13 protein-coding genes are annotated in these 12,919 nt (G+C 72.2%); 5 read left to right on the top strand and 8 right to left on the bottom strand.

The window, feature by feature from the left end:
- Positions 1–145 precede the first annotated feature (145 nt).
- Together AB0C20_RS09825 and AB0C20_RS09820 are read left to right on the top strand one after the other, a co-directional pair.
- Positions 146–1,450: a sensor histidine kinase gene (locus tag AB0C20_RS09825; RefSeq protein ID WP_357190259.1), complete on the top strand. Its 1,305-nt coding sequence runs from the start codon at positions 146–148 to the stop codon at positions 1,448–1,450.
- A 117-nt stretch (positions 1,451–1,567) separates the two neighbouring features.
- Entirely contained in the window at positions 1,568–2,221 is a 654-nt protein-coding gene (locus AB0C20_RS09820) for a response regulator transcription factor (RefSeq protein ID WP_357190261.1), read from the top strand.
- Here AB0C20_RS09820 and AB0C20_RS09815 read toward each other — a convergent pair.
- The 3 genes from AB0C20_RS09815 to AB0C20_RS09805 are packed head-to-tail and all read right to left on the bottom strand — an operon-like array spanning position 2,202 to position 4,736.
- Entirely contained in the window at positions 2,202–2,864 is a 663-nt protein-coding gene (locus tag AB0C20_RS09815; protein WP_357190263.1) for an HAD hydrolase-like protein, read from the bottom strand. The two genes, AB0C20_RS09820 and AB0C20_RS09815, sit on opposite strands and share 20 nt — an antisense overlap.
- Positions 2,865–2,884: 20 nt before the next feature.
- The gene (locus AB0C20_RS09810; protein ID WP_030490173.1) at positions 2,885–3,139 is read right to left on the bottom strand and encodes a glutaredoxin family protein; all 255 of its coding nucleotides are present in this window, start codon (positions 3,137–3,139) and stop codon (positions 2,885–2,887) included.
- Positions 3,129–4,736: an AMP-binding protein gene (locus tag AB0C20_RS09805; RefSeq protein WP_357567724.1), complete on the bottom strand. Its 1,608-nt coding sequence runs from the start codon at positions 4,734–4,736 to the stop codon at positions 3,129–3,131. Before AB0C20_RS09805 ends, AB0C20_RS09810 begins: the two co-directional genes overlap by 11 nt.
- Positions 4,737–5,321: 585 nt before the next feature.
- Here AB0C20_RS09805 and AB0C20_RS09800 point away from each other — a divergent pair.
- The 3 genes from AB0C20_RS09800 to AB0C20_RS09790 all read left to right on the top strand — a co-directional run bounded on the left by AB0C20_RS09800 (position 5,322) and on the right by AB0C20_RS09790 (position 8,433).
- Positions 5,322–6,278 (top strand): ECF subfamily RNA polymerase sigma factor, BldN family, encoded by a 957-nt coding sequence (locus AB0C20_RS09800; protein WP_091403551.1) that lies wholly within the window; start codon positions 5,322–5,324, stop codon positions 6,276–6,278.
- 289 nt (positions 6,279–6,567) lie between these two features.
- Positions 6,568–7,437: a DUF5667 domain-containing protein gene (locus tag AB0C20_RS09795; RefSeq protein WP_357567723.1), complete on the top strand. Its 870-nt coding sequence runs from the start codon at positions 6,568–6,570 to the stop codon at positions 7,435–7,437.
- A 126-nt stretch (positions 7,438–7,563) separates the two neighbouring features.
- The gene (locus AB0C20_RS09790) at positions 7,564–8,433 is read left to right on the top strand and encodes an HAD-IB family hydrolase (RefSeq protein ID WP_357567722.1); all 870 of its coding nucleotides are present in this window, start codon (positions 7,564–7,566) and stop codon (positions 8,431–8,433) included.
- 45 nt (positions 8,434–8,478) lie between these two features.
- Here the strand turns inward: AB0C20_RS09790 and AB0C20_RS09785 are convergent, their stop codons facing one another.
- The 5 genes from AB0C20_RS09785 to AB0C20_RS09765 all read right to left on the bottom strand — a co-directional run bounded on the left by AB0C20_RS09785 (position 8,479) and on the right by AB0C20_RS09765 (position 12,751).
- Positions 8,479–9,360, bottom strand: a complete 882-nt coding sequence (locus AB0C20_RS09785) for a lysophospholipid acyltransferase family protein (protein ID WP_112670362.1) — start codon at positions 9,358–9,360, stop codon at positions 8,479–8,481.
- 212 nt (positions 9,361–9,572) lie between these two features.
- On the bottom strand, positions 9,573–10,649 hold the full coding sequence (locus AB0C20_RS09780) for an NAD-dependent epimerase/dehydratase family protein (protein ID WP_357567721.1): 1,077 nt from the start codon (positions 10,647–10,649) through the stop codon (positions 9,573–9,575).
- Positions 10,650–10,771: 122 nt separating this feature from the next.
- On the bottom strand, positions 10,772–10,873 hold the full coding sequence (locus AB0C20_RS09775) for an AURKAIP1/COX24 domain-containing protein (RefSeq protein ID WP_007465623.1): 102 nt from the start codon (positions 10,871–10,873) through the stop codon (positions 10,772–10,774).
- Positions 10,874–11,143: 270 nt separating this feature from the next.
- Complete coding sequence (locus AB0C20_RS09770; RefSeq protein ID WP_007465625.1) at positions 11,144–11,353, bottom strand: helix-turn-helix domain-containing protein; 210 nt, start codon at positions 11,351–11,353, stop codon at positions 11,144–11,146.
- A 213-nt stretch (positions 11,354–11,566) separates the two neighbouring features.
- Positions 11,567–12,751: an ABC transporter permease gene (locus AB0C20_RS09765; protein WP_091402733.1), complete on the bottom strand. Its 1,185-nt coding sequence runs from the start codon at positions 12,749–12,751 to the stop codon at positions 11,567–11,569.
- Positions 12,752–12,919 lie beyond the last annotated feature (168 nt).

Genomic DNA, 12,919 nt, shown 5'->3' with positions numbered 1-12,919 from the left:
GGGCGATTATTGCTCAATCCCGACTTCTCTGACCAATCCCGCGCCGGCCTGGCCAGGGCCCTTCTGGCGGGGTAGGGGCAGCACTACGGAGGAGAGGCGGGGTTTCGGGATGGGGACACCAAGCCCACATGCCTAGCCTTTGAGCATGACCGCCGTTGCCGCCACCAGCGACCGACCGACGCTGGCACCGAGCATCCCCCGCCAGCTCTTCGTCGACTCCGGGTACGTGCTGCTCGGCCTGCCCCTGGCGCTGGCCAGCTTCGTCGTCCTCGTCGTCGGCCTCGCGGTCGGCATCGGCCTGGTGGTCGTTGTGATCGGCCTGCCGATCCTCAGCGGCACCCTGTACACCGCCCGTGGGCTGGCCGACGTCGAGCGGCTGCGGCTGCCCGCGGTGCTCCACCAGCCCCGGATCCGGCCGCACTACCGGCTGCCCGAGGCGGGCGCGAACGCCTGGCGGCGGATCTTCGTGCCGATGCGGGACGCCCAGTCCTGGCTCGACCTGGCGCACGGCATCCTGCGGCTGATCGCGGCGGCGGGCACCTTCGTGGTGACGGTGTCCTGGTGGGCCGCGGCGATCGCCGGCTCGCTCTACTGGGCGTACGACTGGGCCCTGCCCCGGGCCGACGGCGAGGGTGATCAGGACCTGGCGCAGCTGCTCGGCCTTGGCGACTCGACCACCGCCCGGATCGGCCTGTACACCGCACTTGGGGTGTTCTTCCTGATCACCCTGCCGATCGTGGTGCGGGGTTGCGCGCTGCTCCAGGCCAGCTTCGCCAAGGCGATGCTGACCGGTGTGGCCGAGATGCGCGACCGGATCACGGTGCTGGAGGAGCAGAAGCGGGCCGCCGTGTCCGCCGAGGCCTCCGCGCTACGCCGGTTGGAACGTGACATCCACGACGGCCCCCAGCAGCGTCTGGTCCGGTTGGCGATGGACCTCAGTCGGGCCCGGATGCAGCTCGCCTCGGACCCGGAGGCGGCCGGTCGCACCATCGACGAGGCGGTCACCCAGACCCGGGACACGCTGGCCGAACTGCGGGCGCTGTCCCGGGGCATCGCGCCGCCGATCCTGGTCGACAGGGGCCTGCCCAGCGCTCTGGCCGCGATCGCCGGCCGCGGGCTGATCCCGATCGAGCTCCAGGTGGACCCGCAGCTCGGCACCCCGGCCGGGCGGCTCGACCCGGCGGTGGAGAACACCGCGTACTTCGTGGTGTCCGAGGCGCTGACGAACGTCGCCAAGCACAGCCGGGCCACCGAGGCCACGGTGGCCGTGGCCCGTAAGGACACCCATCTGCAGGTGCGGGTGGGCGACGACGGGCAGGGCGGCGCGCACCTGGCGAAGGGGCACGGGCTGGCCGGCATCGCCGACCGGGTCCGGGCCGCCGGTGGCGAACTGGCGGTGGTCAGCCCGACCGGCGGCCCCACCGAGATCCGCGCCGAGCTTCCCCTGTGAGCGCGAGGAGTGAGCCGGGTTTGCGAGCCCCGCAGCCGCGAACAACGGAGATGCTGTGAGCAGTCCGGCACCGCGCCGAGCCCGCACGACGGGCCGGACGTGGTAGACAACACAGCCATGCGCATCGTGATCGCGGACGACGCCGTCCTGCTCCGGGAGGGGCTGGTCCGGCTGCTCACCGAGAGCGGGCACCAGGTGGTGGCCGCCGTCGGGGACGGTGAGGCCCTGGTCGAGGCGGTGGTCGAGCACCGGCCCGACGTGTCGATCGTCGACGTCCGGATGCCGCCGTCGCACACCGACGAGGGGCTGCGGGCAGCGGTGGAGGCCCGCCGGTTGGTGCCGCGTACCCCGATCCTGGTGCTCTCCCAGTACGTCGAGGTGTCGTACGCCGATGATCTGCTCGCCACCACCGGCGGCGCCGGCGGCGGGATCGGCTACCTGCTCAAGGACCGGGTGGCGGCGATCGACGAGTTCCTGGACGCGCTGCGGCGGGTGGCGGGCGGCGGGACTGTGCTCGACCCGGAGGTGGTCGGTCAGCTCTTCGCCCGGCGTCGCCGCGACGACCCGCTGCGCGAGCTGACCCCCCGCGAGCGCGAGGTGCTCGCCCTGATGGCCGAGGGCCGATCGAACACCGCCATCGCACGCGCCCTGGTGGTCAGCGACGGCGCTGTGGAGAAGCACGTGCGCAACATCTTCACCAAGCTCACGCTGCCACCGGACACCGAGCAGCACCGGCGGGTGCTGGCCGTCCTCACCTATCTGCGGAACTGACCTCCCGGGCCAGGGCGACCGCGTCGGTGAGGGTGTCGGCCACCGGGTGACCGGAGGCGCGCAGCCGGGCCGGGTCGGTGAACCCGCCGGTGTAGAGCACGGCACGGCCGCCCACAGCGAGCGCCGCGTCGGCGTCGTCGATGGAGTCGCCGATCAGCACCACCGAGGCGCCGTCCACGCCCAGTTCGGCCAGGTGCAGCTTGAGCGACTCCGCCTTTCGGCCGCCGCCGACAGTGGCCCGCAGGCCGTCGACGCGGGTGAAGTGGCCCGCCAGACCGTACGTGTGCACGGTCGGGACCAGTTCCTCGTGGAACCACATGGAGAGCAGGCTCTGGCTGCCCGGCCAGGCGGCCATCGCGGCGCGCGCGTCGGCGGCCAGCTCACAGGTCGTCAGCCCGGTGCGGTACGCGTCGTGGAAGATCTTGTCCAGTCGGCCGAACTCGTCGTCGTCCACGGCCTGCCCGAGCACCTCGGCGTAGTACTCGGCGATCGGCCTGCGGAACCGCACCCGATGCTCGTCCGGGGTGACAGTCGGCCCGCCCAGGCTCGCGAACACGACGTTGGTGGCGGACACCACCAGGCTGAGGTCGTTGAGCAGGGTGCCGTTCCAGTCCCAGACGAGGTGCGAGGGCGCAGAGGTCATCAGAGCACCTTAGGCACCCGTCAGAGCTGCGGCGTGGTCAGGTCCCGCAGCAGCCGGTCCTCCTCGACCCGCCAGTAGCCGTGCTCCTTGCCGTCGAGCATCACCACCGGCAGCCGGTCCCCGTACTCCCGCTCCAGCCCCTCGTCGCCGGTGACGTCCCACTCGACCCACTTGTCGCCGGTGACCGCTACCACCCGGTCGAGCGCCGCCTTGGCGTCGTCGCACAGGTGGCAGCCCGGTCGGGTGATCAGGGCGAGTCGGGCGTCACTGGCCATCGGTTACCTCCGTGCGGTCGGTCGGCGTCGCCGACCGGAGTTGGGTCTTGCGAACCTTGCCGATCGCCGAGTGCGGCAGGGCGTCGACGAACTCGACAGCGGTCGGGCACTTGAACCGGGCCAGGTTGCGTGCGCAGTGGGCGAGCAACTCCTCGCTGGTCACCGGTCGGCCCTGCACCGGCACCACGTACGCCCGCACAGTCTCGCCGGTCCGCGGGTGCGGCACACCCAGTACCGCCGACTCGACCACCCCGGGGTGCCCGGCGAGCACCAGCTCGACCTCGTGCGGATAGACGTTGAACCCGTTGACCAGGATCAACTCGCCGAGCCGGTCGACCAGGAAGAGGTCCCCGTCATCGTCGGCGTACGCGATGTCACCGGTGCCCCACCAACCATCGGCGTCTGGACCGCTCCGACCGTCGGGCCAGTAGCCGGTGAAGAGGTTCGGGCCGGACACCACTATCTGCCCCGGGTCGGTGCCCGGCGCCACGTCGGAGATGTCCAGCTCGTCCGGGTCGTCGTCGGGGATGGCCAGCCCGTCGCGCCACAGGTCCACCCCGTCGGCGCCGACCAGGCGTAGCCGCACCCCGGGCAGCGGCCGGCCGATCGAACCCGGCTTGGCCACGCCGCCGACCAGGGTGGAGGTGAGCACCGGCGCGGTCTCGGTGAGGCCGTACCCGATGTGCACCTGATGCCCGGTGGACTCCGTGAAGCGCGCCGCGACAGCGGGCTCGAGCGGTGCCGCGCCGCAGACCGCCACCCGCACCGACGCTGTCGCCGCGCGGGCCGTGGCCGCTCCGGCCCAGGTCAGGAACATCGACGGTACGCCGACCAGCACGCTGACCCGGTGCCGCGCGACCTCGTCCAGCCCCGCCGCCGGGCCCGGCTCGTCGAGCAGCACACCTGTCGCGCCGTGGTGCACGACCGCGCCGAGCCCCGAGTTGAGCCCGTACGCATGGAAGAGCGGCAGCGCCAGAAGAACAGTGTCGGTCGGCCCGACCACCGGCGGCTCGATCTCCGCGACCTGTTCGTGGTTGGCGAGCAGCGCCCGGTGCGAGAGCATCGCCCCCTTGGGTCGCCCCTCGGTGCCGGAGGTATAGAGCAGTACCGCCAGGTCGACGCCGCCGCGTCGCGGGCGGGGTGCCGGTCCGGGCGCCTCGGCGGTCGGTGGCGTGCCGTGCAGCGAGGCGAGCGCGGGCAGCTCGGCGGCCACGTCGGCGACCAGGCCTCGAACGTGGTCGGTGGCGATGAGCACCGACGCGCCGGAGTCGGCAAGCACGTGCCGCAACTCCGGGGCGGTGAGGCCGGGGTTGACCGGCACTGTGACCAGCCCGGCGCGGAGGGCGCCGAGCCAGGCGATCACGAAGTCCGGTGTGTTGGGCAGCGCGATGGCGACGCGTGGCGGCGTACCGCCGGGGTCGGTGGGTGGCGCGACGGCGGACAGGCCGCTGGCGGCGGCGTCCACAGCGGCGTCCAGTTCGGACCAGCTCAGTGTGTGTTCACGCCAGTGCAGCGCGGGCCGGTCGGCGCTGTCGAGAGCCGCCCGGCGGACCCGGTCGGCGAGGTTCGGCGCGGGGCTTTCCGAGGCGTCCTGCACGGTGATCGAGTCTGGCACAGCGGACGGCGACGGGCCACGCCCGATGGTTGCGGCCACGCCCGGAGGACGACACCGCGACAGTCCCATGTACGGGACTGTCCGGTGTGCCACCGGCGATCCGATCAGGTCCTGTCGATGGGACGTGCGACGCTGACCACGGGCAGTTCGGCCGCTCCGTCCGGCCGGCCGGCGCGGCGGGTCACCCGAACGGGCGGCGTGCCTCCGACCTGGGGATCCATCCTGGAACACCGGGTCGGCGGAAAGTCAATCGCACACGACGGACAACCGGTCCGCCACTGGTGCGACGGAGCGGGAAATACTTCCGCCTTGTGTAACGGACTTGCCACGCGCGGGTGACGTTGGCCCTATCATCACTCGGGTCGGCTCACCCCATTTGCCGTGAGTCGACACCCCTCAGCCCGAGGAGGCCCCCGTGCCTGTGAGCGCATTGGACCAGCACCTCCAGGGGAATTGCCGCCCGTCGGCAACTCCCGTGACCGTCCTGCCCGACCGGTCACCCGGTCGGTCCGCCCCGACGAGACCTAGACCGGCCCGCCCGGCGACCGACGGGACGGGGGCAACACGGTGACCACCTTCGGTTACGCGGAACGCCCGGTCGGCCTGACCGGTCAACCCGCCCGCTCCCATGTGAACGAGCGGCCAGCGGCCCGTGCCCCATCGGACGAACAGCACGGCGGCGTCGTGCGCGGTGACGGCGCGGCGCAGCGGATTCGCAGCCGACCACACCACAACGAGCCGCCGCCGCGACCCGCGGTGCCCGGTGGAAACGCGAAGCCGGCCGGCGGCCGGGTCGCCGTGCCGTCGCGACCGACAATGCCCGTGCAGGGTCGTCGGGTAAGCGACACACCGGCGGTCACCACCGACCCGGCGGCGGGTGAGACAGCGGTGATCCCGGCGGTGCCGGCCACCACAGCGACCACCCCGACCGGTTTCCCGAGCCGCCCCGACCCGTCCGACCCGGCAACCGAGGTCTGGACGCTGATCGAGCGGGCCCAGGCCGGCGAGTCCGAGGCGTTCGGTCTGATCTACGACCGCTACGTGGACACCGTCTTCCGGTTCGTCTACTTCCGGGTCGGCAACCGGCAACTCGCCGAGGATCTCACCTCGGACACCTTCCTGCGCGCGCTCAAGCGGATCGGCAGCTTCACCTGGCAGGGCCGCGACCTCGGCGCCTGGCTGGTGACGATCGCCCGCAACCTCGTCGCGGACCACTTCAAGTCGGGTCGGTACCGGCTGGAGGTCACCACCGGCGACGTGCTCGACGCCGACCGGGAGGACCGGGGCCCAGAGGGCAGCCCGGAGGCGGCAGTGGTGGAGCACATCACCAACGTCGCGCTCCTCACCGCCGTGAAGCAGCTCAACCCCGAGCAGCAGGAGTGCATAGTGCTCCGCTTCCTCCAGGGCTTCTCGGTCGCCGAGACGGCCCGCGCGATGGGCAAGAACGAGGGAGCCATCAAGGCCCTCCAGTACCGCGCCGTCCGCGCCCTGGCCCGACTGCTGCCCGACGGCTTCCAGCCGTAGTTTGTTACGGCGGGACCGACGGACGTCGATCAACGTCCGCGCAGCTCAGAGTCGGTCCCGCCCGGTGATGACCATCACTTTCTGTAATTTCCGCCCCGCCAGGCCCGTAACCCGTGCCCGGTCCGCCGCGTTTCTCCGGGTGCGACCGGTGGATGTCCCGGCAGGCCCGGGTCACCGAGGTCCGACCGGCATGCCGGCGGCACCTCACCTCCGTGGTGTCACACTGCCGCCCGGTCGCTGGCAACGACGGCGGCCGACCGGCCGTGACCAGCGAGAGGAGGTGCCTGCGGTGGACAACACCCTCTTCTCCCGCCGGCGCGCGGAGCGCTTCGCGCAGCTTCTCGACGAGGCCAACGGCGCTCGACGACACCACGTGCGATCCCGAGTGGACGGCCAACTGGCGCCGCTCGTCGCAGTGGGTCAGCGACTCAGCGTCGACCCCCCGGCTGTCGAGGTGGACCAGGACTTCCGTACCGGCCTGCGGGCGATGCTGCTCGCAACCGCCGAGCGGGAAGGGCTGGGCAGCACACCAGTGGCGGTCAGCGAACCGGCCGCCACTACCACCCGCGGGCGGCTACTGCCGGCGGTCACCGCACGGCGGGCCCGAGCCCGGGGCGCGATCCTGGTTGGCATCGCCGCCGGGGCCATCGCCGTCTCCGGGATCTCCGCCGCCAGCGAGAACGCGGTGCCCGGTGACGCGCTGTACGGCATGAAGCGCTCCACCGAACGGGCACAGCTCGCCCTGGCCAGTTCGGACATCAGCCGAGGCCAGCTCTTCCTGGACTTCGCCCGGACCAGGGTCGGCGAAGCCGCCAAGCTGCGCGGTGACCGGATCGGCTACAGCGCGGTCCTCGACGACATGGACGCCGACAGCCGGCAGGGAGTTCGCCTGCTGACCTCGGCCGCGGTGCAACGGGCCGAGGCGGGCAGCCTGGACACCCTCAACACCTTCGTGACGAGCCAGCGCCGGGCCGTACGCGGTCTGCTCGACGGGAGCACCCGCGTCGACCGGGAACGGACCCAACGGTCGCTGCTGCTGTTGGACACCATCCGGGAACGCTCGGACGACCTGCGGGCGGCCATCGCCTGTGGCCTGCCCGCACCGACCGCCAGCGACGCCCTCGGCCCGGCCCCGAGCGCCTGCCCCGGGGCCCGCTGACCAGCGCCTCTATACCGCACGTCCGACCGGCCGCGCCACAGTTCGCTGTGTGCCCGGCCGGTCGCCCGTCTACGGCGGATACCCTCGCGAGGAAGCATCCGTCGTACCGGTGAGGAAGGGAATCGCGTGGCGCGTAGCCGTAAGGTGACGGTCAGCACCGACGCCGAGGGGCACACCGCGGGCTGGGCGGAGACCGATCTGGCCCCGGTCAGCGCACCCGACCCGAGCGCCGCGGCGTTCTTCGACGTGGACAACACGATGATGCAGGGCGCGTCGATCTACTGGTTCGCCCGGGGGCTCGCCTCCCGGAACTACGTGACCACCAGCGACCTGGCCCGCTTCGCCTGGCAGCAGCTCCGTTTCCGGCTGCTGGCCCGGGAACACGCCGGTGACATGTCCCTGGCCAAGGAGGCGGCGCTGGCCTTCGTCGCGGGCTGGCGGGTCGACGAGGTCGAACACCTCGCCGAGGAGATCTTCGACGAGATGATGGCCCCCCGGATCTGGGCCGGCACCCACCAGCTCGCTCAGCGTCACCTGGACGCCGGTCAGCGGGTCTGGCTGGTCAGTGCCGCCCCCGTCGAGATCGGCCGGGTGATCGCCGCCCGGCTCGGCCTGACCGGTGCCATCGGCACGGTGGCGCAGGTGGTGGACGGGGCGTACACCGGGCGGTTGGTGGGTGATTTGATGCACGGTCCGGCCAAGGCCGAGGCGGTCACCCAGCTCGCCGCCGTGGAAGGGCTCGACCTGGCCCGCTGCGCGGCCTACAGCGACTCGGCGAACGACCTGCCGCTGCTCTGTTCGGTGGGCCGGGCGGTGGCCGTCAACCCGGACGGCGCCCTGCTGCGGCAGGCCCGCCAGCACGGCTGGGAGGTGCGGGACTTCCGCACCGGCCGCCGCGCGGTCAAGATCGCCGTGCCGTCGACCGCGGCGGCCGGGCTGGTCGCCGGTGCGGTCACCGCCGGCCTGGCCCTGCAACGCCGCCGCCGAGCCGGCTGAGCCACCCGCTCAGCCGTCGGTCACCAACGTCCATGGGCAGAACACCTAGGGGCCGAACGGGTCGGGCCGTCGCTCCAGCAGCGTGTGCAGGGTCTGCTGGATGGTCTCCCGCACCTGGTCGGCGAGGTTGAAGACCACAAGCGGGTCGTCCGCCGAATCGGTCAGGTGGGCGGTGGGGATCGGCGGGCAGAACTCGATCAGCCACTTACTGGGCAGCGGGACCATGCCCAGCGGCCCGAGCAGCGGGAACGTCGGCGTGACCGGGAAGTAGGGCAGCTTGAGCAGCCGCGCCAGGGGCTTGATGTCGGCGAGCATCGGGTAGATCTCCTCGCCGCCGACGATGGCGACGGGCACGATCGGGGTGCCGGTGCGCAGCGCCGCCGAGACGAACCCGCCCCGCCCGAAGCGTTGCAGCTTGTACCGGTCGGCGTAGAGCTTGCCGATGCCCTTGAAGCCTTCGGGGAACACACCCACCAGGTCGCCGCCGCCGAGCAGCCGCTCGGCGTCCGGGTTGCAGGCCACCGTGCCGCCGGTCTTGCGGGCCAGCTCGGACACCACAGGCATCCGGAAGACCAGGTCGGCGCCGAGCAGCCGCAGGTAGCGGTGGGCGGGATGCTTGTCGTGCAGCGCCGCCGAGAGGATCAGGGCGTCCAGTGCCACAGTCCCGGAGTGGTTGCCGACCACCAGGGCGGGCCCGTCCACGGGGACGTGCTCCACCCCACTGACCTCGGTGCGGAACCAGTCCCGGTAGAGCAGCCGCAGCAGCGGGTGGAAGACCGCGTCGGTCAACTCCGAGTCGAAGCCGAACTCGTCGACCTCGTAGTCACCGGAGAGCCGTCGGCGCAGGAACGCCAACCCGTTCGCGACCTTGCGGTCCCAGTGGTCCCCGGGCCGGTCCGACACCGCCGGCTCGGTGCCGCCGGGCAAGCCGGTGTCGACCTCGTCGGCCGGCGTCGGGGCCGGCGTCGACGTTGCGGTCGGCGTCGGGGTTGGGGTCGGCGTCGGGGTTGGGGTCGGCGCGGCCTGCGCTGCCGGTCGATGTCCGTTGCGCCGCGCCGGCTCCGCGTCCGGCGCGGGCACCTGCTGCGGTACGTCGAAACGCCCGACCGACTGCGGGTCGCGCCCCTCCTCCCGCCCGCTCATGACTGCCGCTCCCGCACCGCTGAGCGGACCTGCCGGATGCCGTCCAGGACGAGTTGCTCGGCAGCGGCCAACTGGCCCCGGGTGACCACCACCCCACCGTGATGGGCGCGGATGAAGTCCTCGAACGCCTCGGCGGTCGACCGGGGCGTGAAGCCGTACTCCTGCTCGAGCCGGCTGGTGTCGACCACCCGGCCGTGCACGAAGAGGTCGACCTGGTCCAGGCCGTAGCGGCCGAAGCCCATCGTGCGGGCCAGCGCGGCGGCCCCGGACAGGCCCGGCTCCAGCACCGGCACGGCCACCCGGCCGGCGCGCCGGATCGCCTGGGACAGCGACAGCACCCCGGGGCCGGCGACGTTGTACGTGCCGGGATGGTCCTCCACGATCGACCGGTGCAGCACCTCCAACGCGTCGTCGAAGTGCAGGAACTGCAGACGGGGGTCGCGGCCGAAGACGGTGGGCACGAACGGCTGCGAGAAGTAGCGGGTCAACGTGGTGTCGGCGGTCGAACCGATGAACGGGGCGAAGCGCAGCACCGTGGCGGTGACGTCGGACCGGCGGCGGCGGAAACCGCGAACGTACCCCTCGAGGTCGAGGATGTCGCGGCCGAAACCGCCGCGCGGCACCTCGCGAGGTTCGGTCTCCTCGGTGAAGACCGCCGGGTCCCGGAACGACACCCCGTACGCGGCTGTCGACGAGCGGACCACGAGCTTGCGCAGCCGGGGTGCCCGCTGGCAGGCGGCGAGCATCTGCATGCTGCCGATGACGTTCTGGTCCTTCATCGCGGACCGGCCACCGTGCTGCGGGTCGGGTGAGGTGACGAGCGCGAGGTGCACCACCGCGTCGACGTCCAGGTCGGCGAGGAGGCCACCGAGCGAACCGTTGTCGACGCGGATCCGTTCGACCCGGTCCAGCAGGTCGGTGAACTCGGTGCCGGAGTCTGGTGCGTCGACCCCGATGACCCGTTCGATGCGCGGGTCGGCGGCCAGTCGGGCCGCCACGTGGGCGCCCAGGTAACGGCCCACTCCGGTGACGACGACGACCCCCGGGGCACCTGAGGTGCCACCGAGGGTCATCTGACGCACCTACCCCGGCAGGATGGACCGAGCCGGGACGACCACGGCCTGATCACCTGAGCCTCCGGAGGTCGACAGTTTGGCAAGTGACGCCGAACGCCGGGCCATGAGCCCGGCGGCCATCACTTGCCGAGACGGCGACGCTGGACGCGGGTCTTGCGCAGCAGCTTGCGGTGCTTCTTCTTAGCCATGCGCTTACGGCGCTTCTTGACCACCGAGCCCATACGACAGCCTTTCGATACAACGTGCGGGGCGGACCGGATGACACCACGCAGGTGGCGACGGCGACCGCTTGCGGACAACGGACCGGACCAGTCTGGGCGGCGGGGCGCACCGGTGGGGTCTCGGTCGGGCTCCAGGGTAGCCGGAGGGCGTCAGCCGGACCAACGCGCCCCCGTCGCGGCTGCCTTCGGCTCGCGACCGCGGCGCGCGCAAGCCCACTCCCTACGCCCACCGATGCCGGTCAGCCGGCGATCGGAGGGCGGTGTGGTGGCTCAGGCGGTCTCCTGAAAAGCACCCCTGAGGTATTCGTGCACCGCATGCTCGGGCACCCGGAATGACCGGCCGACCCGGACGGCGGTGAGTTCACCGCTGTGCACCAGGCGATAGACGGTCATCTTTGACACCCGCATGACCGTCGCCACTTCCGCGACGGTCAGGAACTTGACCTCCGACAGCCGTCCGTCGGACTGTGACCCGGCCATGGCTCACCGACCCATCCCATGCCCGGCGCGTGCCAACCCGACGGATGCTCCGGGCCGAGCCGGCGACGCGCGTGTTACCAGTACGGTAGCGGGGCGGTTGTGACCGGCGCGATCCCTTCCTGCAACTGATCATGTTTCGGTGGCCGGTTCACCCGATCCGTGCTCCCGGTATCCGCCCGCGCGCGTCCGTCGTCCGGTTGTTCCGGGTGCTGCTCATTCGGTGCGCAGCGCGACCACCGGGTCGAGACGACCGGCGCGTTGCGCGGGGACCACCCCGAAGACGATGCCCACCACCGCCGACACGCCGAAGGCGAGCGCCAGCGACCACCAGGTGATCGCCGCCGGGATTGGCGACAGCGCGTCGACAAGCAGTGCGGTTCCCACGCCCAGCGCCATTCCGGTCAGCCCGCCGATCGTGGTGAGCAGTACCGCTTCCAGCAGGAACTGCACGCCGATGTCGCGGGGGCGTGCGCCCACGGCCTTACGCAGCCCGATCTCCCGGGTCCGCTCCCGGACGCTGACAAGCATGATGTTGGAGACGCCGACGCCGCCGACGAGAAGCGAGATGCCGGCGATGGCCGCCAGCACGCCGGTGAGGACACCGAGGATGTCGCCGAGCACGCCGAGGATCTGCTGCTGGGTGACCGCGCTGAACTCGGTGTCCGGGTGACGGCGGTTCAGCTCGGCGACGATCCGTTCGCCCAGCTCGTCGATCCGCTCCCGGTCCGGCGCCTTCACGGCGATGCCGTCGACCCGCTGGGTGCCCCAGAGTCGCTGCGCGGCGGTCACCGGCACGTGCACCTCGTCGTCCCGGTCGACGCCGAGGCTCTGCCCGAGGGGCGCGAAGACCCCGATCACCCGGAACCGCACCCCGGCCAGCGCCACCTGCTGGCCGAGCGGGTCCCGGTCGGGGAAGAGCGCACGGGCGACCGAGTCGCCGAGCACCGCCACCCGTCGGCTGGTGTCCACGTCGGTGCCGGTGAGATAGCGTCCCCGGGCCAGCGACCGGGTGAACACCGCCGGGGTCGTCTCCAGGACGCCCTGCACGGTGGTGAAGTCGGAACGGGCGCCGGCCCGGGCGGTCGCCCCGGAGGCGACGGTGACAGCCACCCGGTCGGGGTCGCCGACCACCCGGGTCACCGCGTCCACGTCCTTGAGGGTCAGCGGCGAGACGACAGGCGCGTTGCCCACCTCGATCCGACCCGGGACGACAAGCAGCAGGTTGGAGCCGAGGCCCTCGACCTGTTGCTCGACCTTCTGTTTGGTGCCGGTGCCGATGGCCACCAGCAGAACCACCGAGGCCACCCCGATGATCACCCCGAGCATGGTCAGCGCGCTGCGCAGCCGGTTGGCCCGGAGGGCGTCCAGCGCGACCCGCCACGCCTCGGCGACTCTCACGCCGTACCCCCGGGTCGCTCGGCTGCGCGCTCACCCGCAGCCGCGTCGCGCGCCTCGCGCAGGTCGGCGCCGCGCAGGTCGGCGTCGCGCCCTGCCGGTGCTTCGCGCGGCCCTGAGAGCGCTCTTCGACGGCCCGACGTCGAGGTGGTCGCAGCCGGCCGTCGGGCC

Source organism: Micromonospora sp. NPDC048843 (assembly GCF_040649965.1).
Classification (GTDB): Bacteria; Actinomycetota; Actinomycetes; order Mycobacteriales; family Micromonosporaceae; genus Micromonospora; species Micromonospora hortensis.
This window is presented reverse-complemented; position numbering and strand designations above follow the sequence as displayed.